This is a genomic window from Roseateles asaccharophilus (assembly GCF_004362405.1).
Taxonomy (GTDB): Bacteria; Pseudomonadota; Gammaproteobacteria; order Burkholderiales; family Burkholderiaceae_C; genus Kinneretia; species Kinneretia asaccharophila.
Genome location: NZ_SNXE01000001.1, coordinates 545,884 through 563,237 on the forward strand (window position 1 = coordinate 545,884; position 17,354 = coordinate 563,237).

The window sequence follows — 17,354 nt, forward strand, 5'->3', positions numbered from 1 at the left end:
GAGTGTCGCGCAGCCCGCAGCGCCTGGCTGTCGCGCAGGCGCCAGCCCTCTTCAGGTCCGCAGCAGCTTCTCTTCCGCCAGGGCCAGGGCCTCCGGGCGGCCGGACAGCACCAGGGTGTCGCCGCTGTCCAGCAGCAGCTCGTCCGTGGCCGCCACCACCGCGCCGCTGAGGCGGCGTATGGAGACGACCGAGACCCCGGTGGCATGCAGGGCCAGATGGCCCAGGGGCTGCTGGGCAAACGGTGTGGCCGGAGGCAGGGTGACGGAGCGCAGGCGGGCCTGCTCGCGCTCATCCGCCGTGTCGTCATCCGCCCCGTGGAAATAGCCGCGCAGCAGGCCGTAGCGGGCATCGCGCGCATCGCGGGTCAGGCGCAGAACGCGCCGCATGGGCACGCCCACCAGGGCCAGGGCATGGCTGGCCAGCATCAGGGAGCCCTCGATGGCCTCGGGCACGACCTCGGTGGCACCGGCGGCGCGCAGCCGCTCCAGATCGGTGTCATCGATGGTGCGCACCACCACCGGCACCTGGGGCGCGTGCGAGCGCACCAGCTGCAGGATCTTCAGCGCCGAGGGCGTGTCGTGATAGCTCACCACCACGGCACTGGCGCGGGCCAGGCCCGCGGCCATCAGGCTTTGCAGCCGCGCTGCGTCGCCGAAGACCACGCTCTGGCCTGCGGCGGCGGCCTGGCGCACGCGGTCCGGGTCCAGGTCCAGGGCCATGTAGGGGATGTGCTCGGCATCCAGCAGGCGGGCCAGGTTCTGGCCGCTGCGGCCATAGCCGCAGATGATGACGTGGGCATCGGCCTTGATGGACTTCTTGGCAATGGTGGTCAGCTGCACCGACTGCATCAGCCAGTCATTGGCCGAGAGCTTCATCACGATGCGGTTGCTGTACATGAAGAGGATGGGCGTGGCCAGCATGGACAGCACCATGCTGGCCAGCACGGGGCTCACCCATTGGGGGGCGATCAGATGGTGTGCGGCCCCCAGGGTCAGCAGCACAAAGCCGAACTCGCCCGCCTGAGCCAGGTAGAGGCCGGTGCGCAGTGACACCCCCGTGGGGGCCCGCATCAGGCGGGTCAGCCCCGTGATCAGCACAAACTTGGCGAGGGTGGGCGCCAGAGTCAAGGCCAGCACCAGGGGCCACTGCTCCCAGACCGGGCGCCAGTCCAGCATCATGCCGATGGTGATGAAGAACAGGCCCAGCAGCACATCGTGGAAGGGGCGGATGTCGGTTTCCACCTGGTGCTTGTACTCGGTTTCGGCAATCAGCATGCCGGCCACGAAGGCGCCCAGGGCCAGGGACAGGCCGGCGTGCTCGGTCACCCAGGCCAGGCCCAGGGTGACCAGCAGCAGATTGAGCATGAAGAGCTCGTCACTCTTGCGCCGCGCCACCAGGGTGAGCCACCAGCGCATCACCTTCTGTCCGCCCAGCAGCAGCACGCCCAGTACGGCCGCGGCCTTGATGGCCGCCCAGCCCAGGGATTGCAGCATGCTGCCGCCCTCGCTGCCCAGGGCGGGAATCATCACCAGCAGGGGCACGACGGCCAGATCCTGGAACAGCAGCACGCCCATCACGCGCCGGCCATGCTCGCTCTCCAGTTCTAGGCGCTCGGCCATGAGCTTGACCACGATGGCGGTGGAACTCATGGCCATGGCCGCGCCCAGCACCAGCGCGCCTTGCCAGGACAGCTCCCACTGCACACCCAAAAGGGCCAGGCCGTGCAGCAGCATGACATGGCCCAGCAAGGTGCCCGCGATGGTCAGCAGCACCTGTAGCAGGCCCAGGCCGAAGACCAGGTGGCGCATGCTGCGCAGCTTGGCCAGATTGAACTCCAGCCCGATCACGAACATCAGGAAGACCACGCCGAACTCGGCCAGATAGCGGATGGCCGCGTTGTCGCCCGCCAGGGCCAGGGCATTGGGCCCGATCAGCACCCCCACAACCAAATAGCCCAGCATGGGCGGCAGCTTGAGCGAGCGGCAGACCACAACCCCGAGAACGGCGGCAACGAGATACAGCAGGGCAAGGTCCAGCGAGGTGATCATCGGGGCATATTAAGGGCTGGCCAGCGCCCGGGCGGCCAGCATTGCCCCGGGGTAGGGTCGGGCATGCTCATGCACAGCCTGCATGTGCATGCCCTGGCTGACGGCCATCAGGGTAAGCCCTCCTATTTTTGACGCAAGAAAATTGCGCTGAAGTGCGGTCGAGAGAATAGTTTGCATCTCTATGCACGGGCCGCATGGCCGCATGTGCACTCGGCTTCGAGACGGGCTCCTCGGGCTGCCGGCTTCGCGATACCGTTCGCGCCACTCAAAAGTTACGGAGCATTTCATTCATGCCCAACCTGTCTTTCGTCTCTCCCACGCGCAACAGTCCCTGGGGCACCTACCTCTCCCAGATCGACGCGGTCGAGCCCTATCTGGGCAAGCTGGCGCGCTGGGTGGAGACCCTGCGCCGTCCCAAGCGCGCCCTGATCGTGGACATCCCCATTGAGATGGACAACGGCACCATCGCGCACTTCGAGGGCTACCGCGTGCAGCACAGCCTGACCCGCGGCCCGGGCAAGGGCGGCGTGCGCTACCACCCCGACGTCACGCTGGAAGAGGTGATGGCCCTGTCGGCCTGGATGACGGTCAAGAACGCGGCGGTCAATCTGCCCTATGGCGGCGCCAAGGGCGGCATCCGCCTGGATCCCAAGACCCTGTCCATGAAGGAACTGGAAAAGGTCACGCGCCGCTACACCAGCGAGATCGGCATCATCATCGGCCCGCAGCAGGACATCCCCGCGCCGGACGTGAACACCAACGGCCAGATCATGGCCTGGATGATGGACACCTATTCCATGAACGTGGGCGCCACCGCCACCGGCGTGGTCACGGGCAAGCCCATCCCCCTGGGTGGCTCGCTGGGCCGCGTGGCGGCCACGGGTCGCGGCGTCTTCGTGGTGGGGCGCGAGGCCATGCGCCGTCTGAACGTGCCCATGGAAGGTGCGCGCATCGCGGTCCAGGGCTTTGGCAATGTGGGCTCGGTGGCGGCCAAGATGTTTGCCGCCAATGGCGCCAAGATCGTGGCCGTGCAGGACCACAGCGGCACCATCGTCAATGACAAGGGCATGGACATGGCCGACCTGCTGGCCCATGTGGCCCAGGCCGGTGGCGTGGCCGGCTTCAAGGGGGCCGACCATGCGTCCAACGAAAGCTTCTGGGATGTGAAGAGCGATGTGCTGATCCCGGCGGCCCTGGAAGGCCAGATCACGGCCGAGCGCGCCCAGCGCCTGCAGACTCGCCTGGTGCTGGAAGGCGCCAACGGCCCCACCACCCCGGACGGCGACGCCGTGCTGGCCGACCGCGGCATCGTCGTGGTGCCGGACGTGATTGCCAACGCCGGTGGCGTGACCGTGTCCTACTTCGAATGGGTGCAGGACTTCTCCAGCTTCTTCTGGACCGAGGACGAGATCAATGTGCGTCTGGACCAGATCCTGATCGGCGCCTTCAAGGGCATCTGGGAAACCCACGAGAAGCACCGCATCTCCCTGCGCACGGCGGCCTTCACCGTGGCCTGCACCCGCGTGCTGGAAGCCCGCGAAGAACGCGGTCTGTATCCCTGACCTGCCAGGGCATCTAGCCACAGGGGCGCCGAATGGCGCCCTTTTTTTGTTGGCACACTACACCGCCACTTCAACAAGATGCCAAAGGGAGGATGTATGCAGTTTCGAACACAGGGGCGCGGCGCGCTCGCGGCCTTGCTGATGCTGTGCATCGGCGGGGCTCAGGCCCAGGACTCCTGGGTGACCGATGACAAGGGCTGCAAGCATGCACTCGTAGGTCAGCCCGGCGCCACAGTGACTTGGACCGGCGGCTGCGTGAACAACCTGGCCGAGGGCGAGGGCACGCAGCAATGGGTGTCTGCCCGGGGCGCGCCGGCTCTGGCCTTTGTTGGAACGCTGGTAGGGGGGGTGCGTCAGGGCAAGGGTGCCCTGCTCCTGGCCAATGGCTCCTTGCTTGAGAGTGAATTTGTCGATGGCAAGTCGCGTGGGTCGACCCAGCTTGTCTCGGCCAGTGGCGAGCGCCGCGAAGTCAAGCCCGCCAGCCGACCGGACATCACCGGCAAGGCCGAGGAAGTCTGCACGCGTATGGGCAAGCCCGATGTCCCTGCGCTGGACTGGAAGGGGCGCGCAGCCTATCGCGCGCTGGCGGTCGTGAAGGGCGGTCGGGTGGTGAGCATAGAAGTGCGCGCACTGGAGAAAGAGATTCCGCGGGAAGTCCAACGGACCTTGGTGACTGCGGTCCAGCTGGCGCTACGAGAGCGCTATGAGTGCCCGGGCGACCATGTCTTCGAGCAGCGCTTTGACTTCAACTACGGGGTCTGAGGGCAGCCCTGCTGCCAGATTCCGGCACGCCCTCTTGCTGAAATGAGGCTTTCAACCGGCGTCAGGCGTCCAAGGTCCCGATGCCTTGCCGGATATCGAAGCCACGACAGCCAGGGGGAATCGAATCATGGGCAAGAAGAGGGAGGCTGCAGGTCAGAGCGGATCGCTCTACGACGACTACAGCCGCGACATCCTGAACAAGGCTGAGGCCGATATGGTGGGCCTCTTCGTGTTCAACGGCCTGCATGGATCGGGTCTCGCGGTGACCCACCACGTCATTCAAGGCCGCAGCGAGCGTCAGATGCAGGTCGCTAAGGCGCTGCGCGTCATGGCCGAGCTGATCGAGGCCAAGAGCCAGGGGATCAACTGAGCCGGCGGCTGCGCTGTCGCGGCGGGGTCATTGCCGGGTACGACGCCGCTACACTGCCGGCCTATGAGCGCAGTTCCCGCCTTTGACGCCGCCCTCGCCCTGCGCATGGGCCGCCAGACCCTGGAGATCGAGGCCGCCGGCATCAGTGCCATGGCGCCGCGTCTGGGTGAGTCTTTTGTGCGTGCGGTGCAGACCGTGCTGGCCTGCCAGGGCCGCGTGGCCGTGATGGGCATGGGCAAGAGCGGCCATGTAGGGCGCAAGATCGCCGCCACCCTGGCCTCCACCGGCACGCCCGCGCTCTTTGTGCATCCGGCCGAGGCCAGCCACGGCGATCTGGGCATGGTCACGGGCAAGGATGTGGTGCTGGCCCTGTCCAATTCCGGCGAGAGCGACGAGCTCAACGCCATCCTGCCCGTGCTCAAGCGCCTGGGCGTGAGCATCATTGCGATGACCGGCCGCGCCGAGTCCAGCCTGGCCCGCCATGCCGATATCGTGCTGGACAGCCAGGTGGGCCAGGAGGCCTGCCCCCTGAACCTGGCGCCCACGGCCAGCACCACGGCCCAGATGGCTCTGGGCGACGCCCTGGCCGTGGCTCTGCTGGATGCACGCGGCTTCAAGCCCGAGGACTTTGCCCGCTCCCACCCCGGTGGCGCCTTGGGCCGCAAGCTGCTCACCCATGTGCGCGACCTGATGCGCAGCGGCGAGGCTCTGCCCACCGTGGCGCCCGAGACGCCCTTCACCGACATGATGCGCGTGATGTCCGCCAAGGGCCTGGGCGCGGCCGTGGTGGTGGACGCCCAGCAGCGCGTGCTGGGCATCTTCACCGATGGCGATCTGCGCCGCCTGGTGGAGCGTGGCAGCGATCTGCGCGCGCTCACGGCCGCCGATGTGGCCTCCAAGAACCCCCGCACCGTCGCCGCCGAGGCCCTGGCCGTGGACGCGGCCGACCTGATGGAATCCGCCCGCATCACCCTGGTGCTGGTGGCCGACGAGGCGCAGCGCCTGATAGGCGCGATCAGCATCAACGATCTGATGCAAGCCAAGGTCATCTGATGCACAGCCTGACACCCGCCCTGCGCTTCGCCCCCGAACTTCTGCTCAAGGCCCAGGGCCCCGGACTGGGGCTCAAGGCCGCCATCTTCGATGTGGACGGCGTGCTGACCGATGGCCGCATCTACATCGGCGAGCAGGGCGAGGGCTTCAAGGCCTTCTCCACCCTGGACGGCCATGGCCTCAAGCTGCTGGACCAGGGCGGCATCACGCCCATCGTGATCACCGGCCGTGACTCGCCGGCCGTGCGCCGCCGCGTGGCGGATCTGGGCCTCAAGCACGCCGTCTATGGCGCCAAGGACAAGCTGGCCGTGGCCCAGCCCCTGCTGGACCGCCTGGGCCTGGCCTGGGATCAGGTGGCCGCCATGGGCGACGACTGGCCCGATCTGCCCCTGATGCTGCGCGCCGGCTTTGCCTGCGCCCCGGCCCAGGCCCATGCCGAGGTCAAGGCCGTGGCCCACCATGTGACCGCCGCCCCCGGCGGCCATGGCGCCGCGCGCGAATGCTGCGATCTGCTGCTGATGGCGGCCGGTCGCTATGGTGATCTGCTCAACGGCCATCTGTCCACCCTGGATGGGGGCCAGCCCTGATGGCCACCCTGGCGCCGCCCCCCAGCGGTTCGCAAGCGGTCCGGCCCCGCGTGGGCCAGTCCTGGCTGTGGCGCCTGCAGCTGCTCTTGTCCAACTACCTGCCCCTGCTGCTGATGGCCCTGCTGGCCGCAGGCACTTGGTGGCTGGTCAAGAACACGCCCGCGCCGGACGGGCCCATGGAGCCGGTGCCGCCCCGCCATGTGCCCGACTACCGCATGGAGGGCTTTGAGCTGCAGCGCTTTGATGCCCAGGGCCAGCTGCGCTTTCGCATCGAGGGTGCCGAGATGCGCCACTACCCCGATACCGACACCATCGAGATTGACCAGGTGCGCCTGAGCGCCACCGGGCCGGATGGCAGCCTGACCCTGGCGACCGCCAAGCGCGCGGTGGGCAATGGCGATGGCAGCGAGCTGCAGCTCATGGGGGATGTGAGCGTGGAGCGCTACGAGGCCGGCAAGGACGGCGTGCTGGCCGACCAGCCGCGCCTGCGCATGGACGGCGAGTTCCTGCACGCCTTTCTCAACCGCGAGCTGCTGCGCTCCCATCTGCCCACCCGGCTGCGCTATGCCGGCGGCGACATCCAGGCACGCAGCTTTGAGTACAACCACCTGGACGGACGCCTGAGCTTCGGCGGCCGCAGCCACGCGCGTATAGCCCCCCGAAGCCCCCGCCCATGAGTGCTCTCGTTTCCGCCGCCCCCCTGGTCTTCATCACCGGCGCCTCCAGCGGCATCGGCCAGGCCCTGGCCCTGCGCTACTACCGGGCCGGCTACCGCCTGGCCCTGGTGGCGCGGCGCGAGGCCGAGCTGCAGGCCTGGGCCCGCGAGCAGGGCCTGGACGCCGGCCGCTGGGCCGTCTACGGCGCCGATGTGCGCGACATCGCCTCCATCACCGGCGCCGGCCGCGCCTGTCTGGCGGCCCAGGGCCTGCCCGATGTGGTGATCGCCAATGCCGGCATCAGCATCGGCATCGACAGCGCGGTCTTTGAGGACCTGGAAGTCATGCGCAGCATCTACGAGACCAACAATCTCGGCCTGGCCGCCACCTTCCAGCCCTTCATCGCCGCCATGAACGCGCGCGGCAGCGGCGCCCTGGTGGGCATTGCCAGCGTGGCCGGCATCCGCGGCCTGCCCGGCCATGCAGCCTACTGCTCCAGCAAGGCCGCCGTGATCAGCTACTGCGAGAGCCTGCGCGGCGAGTGCCGGCCCTCCGGCGTCAAGGTCGTGACCATCTGTCCCGGCTATATCGACACCCCGCTGACGCGCCAAAACCGCTACAGCATGCCCTTTCTGATGCAGCCGGCCGGCTTTGCCGATCGCGCCTTCGAGGCCATCACGGCCGGGGCCAGCTACCGCGTCATCCCCTGGCAGATGGGCGTGGTGGCCAAGCTGCTGCGCCTGCTACCCAACGCCCTGTTCGACAAGCTGCTGGCCGGGCGCCCGCGCAAGCACCGCGCGGGCGGCTGAAGCGGGTCGCGCGGGCTTACACTGCGCACGCTTGCCCGCCCGAACAAGGCCCTCACCATGCTCAAGGTTCTCCACCCCTGCTAGGGGCGCTCACGCGACCTCTGCCACCCCGGCCCGCCCACAGCCTAGCGCGGCCTGCCCGTGACGAGCTGCGGCGCCGCCCCATGGCTGCGCCCCCGAGACCATGATGATGAAACAGCGACTGAACCCGCTGGCCCTGGGCGCCCTGCTGTGCCTGGCCGCCAGCCTGCCCGCCGCCGCTTCCAATAATCCCCAGGCCCTGCGCCTGCCCGCGGCCGAGGCGGCCAGCCTGCGCATCGATGGCGCGCTGGACGAGCCCGCCTGGGCCCGCGCGCCCGTGCATGAGGCCTTCCATACCTTTCTGCCCGAGGACGGCCAGCGTCCGCCCTGGCGCACCACGGTGCAGGTGCTGGTGCAGGGCGATGCCCTGGTCTTTGGCATCCGCGCCCATGACGACGCGCCCGAGCGTATCCGCGCGCCGCTGACGCGCCGCGACCAGGTCCGGCGCGACCAGGACTTCGTGGCCGTGCTGCTGGACCCGGTGGGCCTGCGCCGCTCGGCCCAGTTCGTGCGTATCAATGCCGCGGGCGTGCTGGCCGACGGCGTATTCACCGCCGAGGACGATGTGGAGGACTTCGCCCCCGATTTCGAGGTGCAGGCCGCCACCCGGCGCCTGGACGATGGCTATAGCGTGGAGCTGCGCTGGCCCCTGGCGGCCCTGCGCTACCCGGACGCCAACTGCCCTGCCGGCGCGCCGCCCCAGGCCGACTGCGGCACACGCCCCTGGCGCCTGATGGTCACGCGCAGCGTGCCGCGCGAGGCCAGCCATCTGCTGGTCAGCGCCCCGCTCACGCGCGAGGCCCTGAACTTCATCGCCGAGCTCCAGCCCCTGGAGGGCCTGGGCGATCTGGTGGAGACGGTGCGCGAGCGCAGCTTTCTGAACCTGCGCCCCGAGCTCACCGCGCGTGCCAGCCGCAGCCGCGACCCCGCGGGGCGGCAGCGCGAGCAAGACCTGACCCTGGGCGCCGAGATCAAGTGGCGCCCGCGCGCCGACTGGGTGCTGGACGCCACGCTCAACCCCGATTTCTCCCAGGTGGAGCTGGACACGCCCCAGCTGGCCGGCAACACGCGCTTTGCGCTCTCGGTGCCCGAGAAGCGGCCCTTCTTCCTGGAGAGCACCGATATCGCCGGCTCGGCCGAGCTGGACGACAGCGGCTCCCTGCGCTCGCTCGCCGCCTTCTACTCCCGCGCCATCACCGACCCCGACTGGGGGCTGCGCGCCACCTGGCGCGGCAGCGATGCCCAGGCCACGCTGATGCAGCTGCGCGATGCCGGCGGCGGCGAGCTGCTGCGCGCCCATGCCTATGGCACCGAGTCCTATCGCCAGCCGGCCGGCTCAACGGTCAGCTTTGCGCGCGGGCGCTGGCACCAGGGGCCCTGGTCCCTGGGCGGCTTACTCTCGCAGCGCGACTATGGCGCCGGGCGCAGCAACCGCGTGCTGGGCCTGGAGGCCAGCTGGCATGCCAGCGGCAGCGATCTGCTGCGCGGCCAGCTCCTGCTTTCAAGCACCAGCGTGGGCTTCGATGCCGCGCAGGACGATCGCCCCCAGGCCCAGGCCCAGGCCGCCGAGCCGGGCCAGCACCTCTGGCTGAGCTGGCAGCGCCGCAACGAGGACTGGAACAATCTCGCCTACTACGAGCGCATCAGCGCCCGCTTCGCGCATGACAACGGCTTCGTGCCCCAGTCCGGCGTGCAGCGACTGCTGCTGCAGACGCACCGGCGCCTGGGCGGTGGCCTGCTGGCGGGCTTGCCGGTCTATGAGTCCGAGCTGCAGCTCAAGCTGCTGCAGACCCAGACCCTCAGCGACCCCCGCCACGGCGTGTCCGGCGGCGAGCTGCTGGAGCGCCGGGTGCAGCCGGGCTTCTGGTTCACCTCGGCGCGCAACAGCGAGTTCTGGGGCCATCTGGGCCTGGACGCGCAGCGCGCCCGCAGCGGCGGCCGCCTGCATGCGCTGCGCACCCTCAGCCTGGGCACGGGCAGCAATCCCGCGCCCTGGCTCACCTGGCTGGCGGCCGAGCTGGAGTGGGGCCGCCGCCTGGACGTGGAGGCCGATCGCACCGGCCGCGGCGCCTGGTTGCTGCTGGAGGCCAAGCTGCGCACCGAGCTGCCGCGCGGCGCCTGGCTGGAGTTCGAGCAGCGCGCCGAACAGGGCTTTGTGCGCGGGCCCGAAGCGCGCCGCGCCTTCCGCGACCTGGCCCTGCAAAGCCTGGCCGTGCTGCACCTCAGCCCACGCGACTCGCTGCGCCTGATCGGTCAGAACAGCCACTTCAGGCGCCGTGCCGAGCCCCTGGCCGAGCCGGCCCTGGAGGGCGCACGGGAGCGCCAACGCCAGGTTTCCCTGGTGGCCCAGCACCGCCAGGGCCTGAACCGGGTCTTCAGCCTGGGCCTGGCGCGCTCGCGCGACTGGCAGCGACAGCAGTGGCAGACCGAGCTCTTCGCCAAGGCGGTGCTGGGCTACGAGTGAGCGAGAGGGGGCCGCGTCATTCAGCGGCCATGAAAAAAGGCGCCCGAGGGCGCCTTCTTGCTTGTGGAGCTGGAGGGCTCAGTAGCCGCCGCGGTTGCCACCGCCGTAGCCACCACCGCCGGAGCGGCCGCCGCCGTAGCCACCACCGCCGCCGCCGCCGAAGCCGCCGCCGCCCGAACGGCCACCGCCGCCGAAGCCGCCGCCGCCGGAACGGCCACCGCCGTAGCCGCCGCCACCACCGCCGCCGAAGCCGCCACGGCTGCCGCCGCCGCCGAAGCCGCCCGGACGCTCTTCACGGGGACGTGCCACGTTCACGACGATGGCGCGGCCTTCCAGAGGCTGGCCGTTCATGCCGTTGATGGCGGATTGCGCTTCGGCATCCGAAGCCATTTCCACGAAGCCGAAGCCCTTGGAACGGCCGGTTTCGCGGTCCATCATGACCTTTGCGGAGGTCACGGTGCCGAATTGCGAGAACGCCTCTTGCAGAGACTCGTCACGCACGGTGTAGGCCAGATTGCCCACATAAAGCTTGTTTCCCATGGGGAAGCCCTTTCAATACCTAAAAACCATGTCGAGCTTCAACCCATCGTGAACATTCAATCGACGGCGTGGCGTCCAGACACAGGCCGACCCATTATGCGGTGTGCGCTTCGTCGATGCGCACAGCGCACCGGGCAACTGTTGTTTTTCGGTTCCGCGAGAAAACCCGTAAAACGCGGTTTCTTGCCGCAAAGCGGGCAAAAGTTCGCCCGCCCGGGGCTGGCTATCATGGCCTCCCCCTGCCTCGCACACCATGTCCCAATCATTGACGCTTCAGGCCCTCAACCGGGTTCTCGCCAGTCTGGATGCGGCCCGCAACGGGCCCGCCCTCTATGCCCTGCTCAGCACCCTGTGTCTGACCGGCCTCTTGCTGGCCTCGGCCGAGGCGGCCCTGGCGCGGCAGGAGAGCGGCTGGGGCATGGCCTGGGCGGCGCTCGCACTGCTTGTCGCCTTTTACGGGGTCAACACCACCGGCCTGCTGCTCATGGATCAGAGCCAGGGGCGCCCGGTGCGCGATGTGCGCGATGCCTTCCGTGATGCCCTGGGGCAGGCACACCGGGTGCTGCTCTGTGTGCTGGCGGTGCTGATCCTGCTGGGACTGCTGGTGGCCGCCTTGACTGGCCTGCTCTGGGCGGCACGCCTGCCGGCCATCGGCCAGGCCTTGTTCACGCTCACCGTGCCCGTGGGCGTGCTCTTGCTGGGCATGGCGGCCCTGCTGGTGGCCTTGCTGGTGGGGCCGCTCACCGGTCCGGCCATCTGGTCCGGCCAGGGCGTGCGGGACACCCTGGCCCTGCTGCGCCGCCAGGCGCGTGAGCGCCTGCCGGAGGCGCTGGTGCTGATGGCGGCCGTCTTGCTGCTGACCGCGCTGGCCAGCGCGGCCGTGAGCTTTGTGGTGTTGACCGGGGGGCGGGTTCTGGCCCTGCTGGCCATCTGGGGGGCGGACATCGATCTGCAGCCCCAGCAGCTGATGGCCGCACTCCTGGGCTACGGTCTGCGCAGCCTGGGCGCCAGCGGTGCGCCGCTGCCCGAGACGCCCATGAGCCAGGCGGCCATGGCCGGCGGGGGGGTGGTGGCGGCACTGGCCCTGGTGCTGCCGGGCCTGGTGTATCTGCGGGGCTGCTGTGCCGTCTATCTGGTGCTGCGCGATCTGCAGGCATCGGACCCGTCATGAGCCCGGCCTCCCCGCGCATCGCCTGCCTGGTTCCCTCAATCAGCGAGCTGCTGGCGGCCCTGGGCCTGGCGCCCTTCATGGTGGCGCGCACCGGCTTTTGCATCCACCCGGCCCAGACCATGGCCGCCATTCCCAAGGTGGGCGGCACCAAGGATGTGAACCTGGACAAGCTGCGCCGCCTGGCGCCCAGCCATGTGATCGTCAATGTGGACGAGAACCGGCTGGAGACCGTGCAGGCCCTGCGCGAGTTCGTGCCCCACATCATCGTCACGCACCCGCAGGGCCCGGCCGACAACCTGGCGCTGCTGGAGCAAATGCGCGTGGCCTTCGGTGCCCTTGAGGGTGTGGCCGAGCGCGCCGCGGCCCTGGCTGAAGCCCTGCGGGCCGAGCTGGCGCGCTGCGCCGCCCAGGCCTGGCCGGGCGAGGCGGTGCTCTACCTGATCTGGCGCGAGCCCTGGATGACGGTGGCGCGCGACACCTATATCGCCCGCATGCTCGCACGCGTGGGCTGGCTCAGCTGGCCCGATGTGCTGGGCGGCGAGTCCGGCGCGGCCCGCTACCCGGTGCTGCGTGGTGATGAGCCCTGGCTGGCGCGGGTAGAGCGCGTGCTGCTGAGCTCGGAGCCCTACCGCTTCGAGGCCGAACACCTGCCGATTGCCCAGGCCCTGTGCCCGCAGGCCCGGGTGCAGCTGGTGGATGGCGAGCTGCTGAGCTGGTACGGCCCGCGCGCGGCCCAGGGTCTGGCCTATTTGCGAGGCCTGGCCCAGCACTCACAATGAGTTCATGGAATTGTTCAAGCCCCTGATCGCCCTGCTGGCGATCGTCAATCCGATCGGGGTCATCCCCTTCTTCATCCACTTCACGCAGAACTTCTCGCGCCAGCAGCGCCAGCACACCATACGCGTCAGTGCCTTCACCGCCTTCATCGTGGTGGCGGTCAGCGCGGTGGCCGGCCTCAAGGTGATCGAGTTCTTCAACATCTCCCTGCCCAGCTTCCAGGTGGGCGGGGGCACCCTGCTGCTGATCAGTGCCATCCAGATGCTCAACGCCCAGCCGGCCGAATCCCGGCAGGAGGACGTGCAGGAGGGCGCCAGCAAGGTGGATGCCGGCGCCAGCATCGCCGTGGTGCCGCTCACCATTCCCCTGCTCACCGGTCCGGCCACCATCTCCACCATGGTGATCTACGCAGAGAAGACCCGCCATTGGTGGGAGCAAGCCGCCCTGGTGGGCTATGGCGTAGTGGTGGGCCTGGTGACTTTCGCGGTGTTCAGTGCCTCGGGCCGCATCGCCCGCGTGCTGGGCCAGACGGGCATCAACATCATGACCCGGCTGATGGGTCTGATCCTGGCCGCCCTGGCGGTGGAACTGCTGGCCGACGGCCTGACCAAGCTCTTCCCGGTGCTGGCCTCGCATCTGGCGCGCTGAGGTGTCTGTGAGCCAGGACGCCGCGCTGTTCGACACCATCATCGTGGGCGCCGGCACGGCCGGCTGCCTGCTGGCCAACCGCCTCTCGGCCGACCCGCGCCGGCGCGTGCTGCTGCTGGAGGCCGGCGGGGTGGATGACTACCACTGGATCCATATCCCGGTCGGCTATCTGCACTGCATCGGCAATCCGCGCACCGACTGGCTCTACCAGACCGAGGCCGCCGCGGGCCTGAACGGGCGCCGCCTGCGCTACCCGCGCGGCAAGGTGCTGGGCGGCTGCTCCAGCATCAACGGCATGATCTATATGCGCGGCCAGTCGCGCGACTACGAGGCCTGGGCCCAGGCCTGCGGCGATGAGAGCTGGCGCTGGGGCCAGGTCTTGCCCTACTTCAAGAAGCACGAGAACCATTGGCGCCTGGATCCCGGGGCGGCACCGGTGTCGGAAGACTTTCGCGCCCGCCACGGCCATGGCGGCGAGTGGCGGGTGGAGAAGCAGCGCCTGCGCTGGGACATCCTGGACGCCTTTGCCCAGGCCGCCCAGCAAGCCGGCATCCCGGCCAGCGAAGACTTCAATGGCGGCAACAACGAGGGCGTGGGCTATTTCGAGGTCAACCAGCGCAAGGGCTGGCGCTGGAACACGGCCAAGGCCTTTCTGCGCCCGCTGTGCCTGGGGCGCTCCAATTTCGAGCTCTGGACCGGCGCCCAGGTGCGGCGCCTGCTGCTGGAGCGCGAGGACGGTGCCCTGCATTGCCGCGGCGCCGAGGTGGGCACGCCCAAGGGCCTGGAAACGGTGCGGCTCAAGCCCGGCGGCGAGCTGCTGCTGGCCGCGGGCGCCATCGGCTCCCCGCAGATCCTGCAGCTCTCGGGCCTGGGGCCGGCGGCTCTGCTGCAGGGCCTGGGCATCGAGGTGCAGCAGGACCTGCCCGGCGTGGGCGCCAATCTGCAGGACCATCTGCAGATCCGCGCGGTCTTCAAGGTGCAGGGCGCCAAGACCCTGAACACCCTGGCCAACAGCCTCTGGGGCAAGGCCGCCATCGGCCTGGAGTACCTGCTGCGCCGCAGCGGGCCCATGAGCATGGCGCCTTCGCAGCTGGGCGCCTTCGCCAAGAGCTCGCCGGACAAGACCTGGCCCGATCTGCAGTACCACGTGCAGCCGCTCTCGCTGGATGCCTTCGGCGAGCCCCTGCACGGCTTCCCGGCCTTCACGGCCAGCGTCTGCAATCTCAATCCCACCAGCCGCGGCACGGTGAGCATACGCTCGGCGGATGCGGCGGACGCTCCGGCGATCGCACCCAACTACCTGAGCACCGAGGACGACCGGCGCATCGCGGCCGAGAGCCTGCGCCTGACTCGGCGCATCGTGGCCCAGCCGGCCCTGGCCGCCTACCGGCCCGAGGAATACAAGCCGGGTCCGCAGTACCAGAGCGACGAGGAGCTGGCCCGCCTGGCGGGCGATATCGCCACCACCATCTTCCACCCCGTGGGCACCTGCAAGATGGGCCGCGCCGAGGACGCGATGGCCGTGGTGGACAGCCGCCTGCGCGTGCGCGGCGTGGCGGGCCTGCGCGTGGTGGATGCCAGCGTGATGCCCAGCATCACCAGCGGCAACACCAATTCGCCGACGCTGATGATTGCCGAGAAGGCCGCCGAGTGGGTGCTCGGCGGCACCTGAGCGCTTAGGCCGTGAAGCGCTGCTCCAGATAGGCCAGCAGGGTGCGGATGGTCTGCGCCTCGCCGCCCACGGGGCGGCCCGGGCGAGCGCCGTCGTTCCAGGCGAAGAGGTCGATGTGCAGCCAGTCCTGGTTCTCGGGCACGAAGTACTCGAGGAACAGGGCCGCGTTGATGGCGCCGGCCAGGGCACTCTTGCCGGTGTTGACGATGTCGCCGATCGTGCTCTCGATGCCGCCCTTGTAGGGCGCCCACAGCGGCATGTGCCACAGCGGGTCGTCCAGCTTCAGGCCCAGGTCCACCAGATCGCGCGCGGTGTCGAAATGCTTGCTGAACAGGGCGGGCAGCTGGGCACCCAGGGCCACGCGGGCGGCGCCGGTGAGGGTGGCCAGGTCGATGATCAGCTCCGGCTTGCCTTCGCTGGCATAGGCCAGGGCGTCGCTGAGCACCACGCGGCCCTCGGCATCGGTGTTGCCGATCTCGATATTGAGGCCCTTGCGGGTGGGCACGATATCGCCGGGGCGGTAGGCATTGCCCGAGATCGCGTTCTCCACCGCCGGAATCAGCAGCTGCAGTCGCACCGGCAGCTTGAGCGCCATGATCAGGGTGGCCAGGCCCAGGGCATTGGCGGCACCGCCCATGTCCTTCTTCATCTGGCGCATGCCCTCGCCGCCCTTGATGTTCAGGCCGCCGGTGTCAAAGCACACGCCCTTGCCCACGATGGCGATGCGCGGATGCTTGGGGTTGCCCCAGTTCAGCTCGATTAGGCGCGGTGCACGCGCGGCGGCGCGGCCCACGGCGTGCACGGCCGGGAAGTTCTTCTTGAGCAGGGCATCGCCCACGATCTGGCTGAACTTGGCGCCATGCTGCTTGGCCAGCAGCTGGGCGGCCTTGGCCAGCTCCTCGGGGCCCATATGCTCGGCCGGGGTGTTGACCAGATCGCGCGTGGCCGTGATGGCCGTGGCCAGGGCCAGACCGCGCTGGGCCTCGGGGCTGTCGGCCATCACCAGGGTGGCGGGCTCGCGCTTGGCCTTCTTGTAGAGATCGAACTGGTAGCCGCCCAGTTCCCAGGACAGGGCCGCGGCCTCGGCGTCCACGCTGAGACCGGCGCTGGCGTCCAGCCAGTAGCTGCCGGCCGGCAGGGCCAGGGGCAGATGGGCCAGGGCGAAGGGCGCGTTGGCGCCGGACACGCCGGCAAAGACCTGGGCCAGCTTGCCGTCCGGGCCGGGCACCAGGGCCTGGGTGTCGGGCGCACCGCTGAAGCCGACGGTGGCCAGCCACTGTCGGGTCGGGGCGGGCAAGGAGGCGCTGAGGGCCTGGAAGGCGGCGCGGTCGACCACGGTAATGGCGATCGCGGCGGCCGGCGTCTTGTTCTTGAATTGAACCGTCATGGCAGCTGTCCTGGTGGGGAATGAACAGCCGGGGATTGTCTCAGCAGCAGCTCTGTCGCAAACGGGCGAGTAGCGCACGGCCAGCGGGGCTCGCCTGGGTCTGGGCCGCTGCGGTCTCGAGCGCCGCCAGCAGGCGCTGCACCGTGGCCAGCTCGGGCGTCACCGGGCCCAGGAAGAGCAGCTCGGCGCCGCGGCCCACCAGCAGGGTGGGGAAGGTTTCCACCTCCAGATCGTCCACCAGCTCGGCGTCGTCCTCGATGTCCACCCAGAGGAAGCGCCAGTCCGGATGCTGCTCGCGCAGCTGGGCAAAGACCTCGTGATAGCCCTCGCAGACCCGGCACCAGGCGGCGCACAGGCAGGCCACGAGCAGGGGGGCGGGGGTGGCAGGGCTGGACATGGCGCCGACTGTAGCGAGAAATCCGGCCCGACGATTTGTTGCACCCCGCTGTCAACCGTCCATTGCGGACCGGCGTTAGGGAGGCACGGTAGCCCCGTTGGGCACCATGTTGGGGCAGTAAAGCCATGATGAAAAGCCAATTCCGTACCGAACCGCAACCCCGTCGCCTGCCCCTGCCTGAGTGGCACTGCGACAACAAGGGCCGCAAGCACGAGGCTTTCGAGACCGCCAGCCTGGGTTGCGACCGCCGCAGCCTGGCCCGCGCGCTGCGGTTTGACCGCAAGCGCTGAATTGACGCCCCTCGCCTGCGGGTACGCAGGCGGTCCCCCTGGGGGACCGGCGGGCGACTTGGGCACCATACTGGTGCCT

Annotated in this window: 17 protein-coding genes; 13 read left to right on the forward strand and 4 right to left on the reverse strand. The window is 69.3% G+C overall.

What is annotated here, in order from left to right; genetic code table 11:
- Window positions 1–51 precede the first annotated feature (51 nt).
- Window positions 52–2,049 carry a monovalent cation:proton antiporter family protein gene (locus tag DFR39_RS02455; RefSeq protein ID WP_409845763.1) on the reverse strand — a complete coding sequence of 666 codons (1,998 nt, stop codon included), beginning with the start codon at window positions 2,047–2,049 and terminating at the stop codon, window positions 52–54.
- 290 nt (window positions 2,050–2,339) lie between these two features.
- On the opposite strand from DFR39_RS02455, the gene DFR39_RS02460 reads away from it, so the two are divergent.
- From DFR39_RS02460 to DFR39_RS20350, 8 genes are all read left to right on the forward strand, one after another.
- Entirely contained in the window at window positions 2,340–3,611 is a 1,272-nt protein-coding gene (locus tag DFR39_RS02460; protein ID WP_133601937.1) for a Glu/Leu/Phe/Val family dehydrogenase, read from the forward strand.
- Window positions 3,612–3,707: 96 nt separating this feature from the next.
- Window positions 3,708–4,373 carry an MORN repeat-containing protein gene (locus DFR39_RS02465; protein WP_133601938.1) on the forward strand — a complete coding sequence of 222 codons (666 nt, stop codon included), beginning with the start codon at window positions 3,708–3,710 and terminating at the stop codon, window positions 4,371–4,373.
- Window positions 4,374–4,500: 127 nt separating this feature from the next.
- Window positions 4,501–4,743 (forward strand): hypothetical protein, encoded by a 243-nt coding sequence (locus DFR39_RS02470; RefSeq protein WP_133601939.1) that lies wholly within the window; start codon window positions 4,501–4,503, stop codon window positions 4,741–4,743.
- A gap of 63 nt (window positions 4,744–4,806) precedes the next feature.
- A complete protein-coding gene (locus DFR39_RS02475) occupies window positions 4,807–5,796 on the forward strand; it encodes a KpsF/GutQ family sugar-phosphate isomerase (protein ID WP_133601940.1) in 990 nt (329 codons plus the stop codon).
- The gene (locus DFR39_RS02480) at window positions 5,796–6,383 is read left to right on the forward strand and encodes a KdsC family phosphatase (RefSeq protein WP_133601941.1); all 588 of its coding nucleotides are present in this window, start codon (window positions 5,796–5,798) and stop codon (window positions 6,381–6,383) included. Before DFR39_RS02475 ends, DFR39_RS02480 begins: the two co-directional genes overlap by 1 nt.
- Window positions 6,383–7,060 (forward strand): LPS export ABC transporter periplasmic protein LptC, encoded by a 678-nt coding sequence (lptC, locus tag DFR39_RS02485; protein ID WP_133601942.1) that lies wholly within the window; start codon window positions 6,383–6,385, stop codon window positions 7,058–7,060. The genes DFR39_RS02480 and lptC overlap by 1 nt, the downstream gene beginning before the upstream one ends.
- On the forward strand, window positions 7,057–7,848 hold the full coding sequence (locus DFR39_RS02490) for an SDR family oxidoreductase (RefSeq protein ID WP_133601943.1): 792 nt from the start codon (window positions 7,057–7,059) through the stop codon (window positions 7,846–7,848). Before lptC ends, DFR39_RS02490 begins: the two co-directional genes overlap by 4 nt.
- A gap of 184 nt (window positions 7,849–8,032) precedes the next feature.
- Entirely contained in the window at window positions 8,033–10,393 is a 2,361-nt protein-coding gene (locus DFR39_RS20350) for a carbohydrate binding family 9 domain-containing protein (protein ID WP_133601944.1), read from the forward strand.
- Between the two features lie 78 nt (window positions 10,394–10,471).
- Here the strand turns inward: DFR39_RS20350 and DFR39_RS02500 are convergent, their stop codons facing one another.
- On the reverse strand, window positions 10,472–10,933 hold the full coding sequence (locus tag DFR39_RS02500) for an RNA recognition motif domain-containing protein (RefSeq protein ID WP_133601945.1): 462 nt from the start codon (window positions 10,931–10,933) through the stop codon (window positions 10,472–10,474).
- A 253-nt stretch (window positions 10,934–11,186) separates the two neighbouring features.
- Here DFR39_RS02500 and DFR39_RS02505 point away from each other — a divergent pair, with 253 nt between their 5' ends.
- The 4 genes from DFR39_RS02505 to DFR39_RS02520 are packed head-to-tail and all read left to right on the forward strand — an operon-like array spanning window position 11,187 to window position 15,201.
- Window positions 11,187–12,104: a hypothetical protein gene (locus tag DFR39_RS02505; protein ID WP_133601946.1), complete on the forward strand. Its 918-nt coding sequence runs from the start codon at window positions 11,187–11,189 to the stop codon at window positions 12,102–12,104.
- Window positions 12,101–12,883, forward strand: coding sequence for a helical backbone metal receptor (locus tag DFR39_RS02510; RefSeq protein WP_133601947.1), 783 nt, complete (start codon window positions 12,101–12,103; stop codon window positions 12,881–12,883). The genes DFR39_RS02505 and DFR39_RS02510 overlap by 4 nt, the downstream gene beginning before the upstream one ends.
- A 4-nt stretch (window positions 12,884–12,887) precedes the next feature.
- Window positions 12,888–13,529, forward strand: coding sequence for a MarC family protein (locus tag DFR39_RS02515; protein WP_133601948.1), 642 nt, complete (start codon window positions 12,888–12,890; stop codon window positions 13,527–13,529).
- 7 nt (window positions 13,530–13,536) lie between these two features.
- Entirely contained in the window at window positions 13,537–15,201 is a 1,665-nt protein-coding gene (locus DFR39_RS02520; RefSeq protein ID WP_419789832.1) for a GMC family oxidoreductase, read from the forward strand.
- A gap of 4 nt (window positions 15,202–15,205) precedes the next feature.
- On the opposite strand, the gene DFR39_RS02525 is transcribed toward DFR39_RS02520, so the two are convergent.
- Entirely contained in the window at window positions 15,206–16,588 is a 1,383-nt protein-coding gene (locus tag DFR39_RS02525) for a leucyl aminopeptidase family protein (protein ID WP_133601950.1), read from the reverse strand.
- Between the two features lie 40 nt (window positions 16,589–16,628).
- Window positions 16,629–16,985, reverse strand: coding sequence for a thioredoxin family protein (locus tag DFR39_RS02530; RefSeq protein ID WP_133601951.1), 357 nt, complete (start codon window positions 16,983–16,985; stop codon window positions 16,629–16,631).
- A gap of 125 nt (window positions 16,986–17,110) precedes the next feature.
- Here DFR39_RS02530 and DFR39_RS19775 point away from each other — a divergent pair, with 125 nt between their 5' ends.
- Entirely contained in the window at window positions 17,111–17,275 is a 165-nt protein-coding gene (locus tag DFR39_RS19775) for a hypothetical protein (RefSeq protein ID WP_162849386.1), read from the forward strand.
- Window positions 17,276–17,354: the final 79 nt, after the last annotated feature.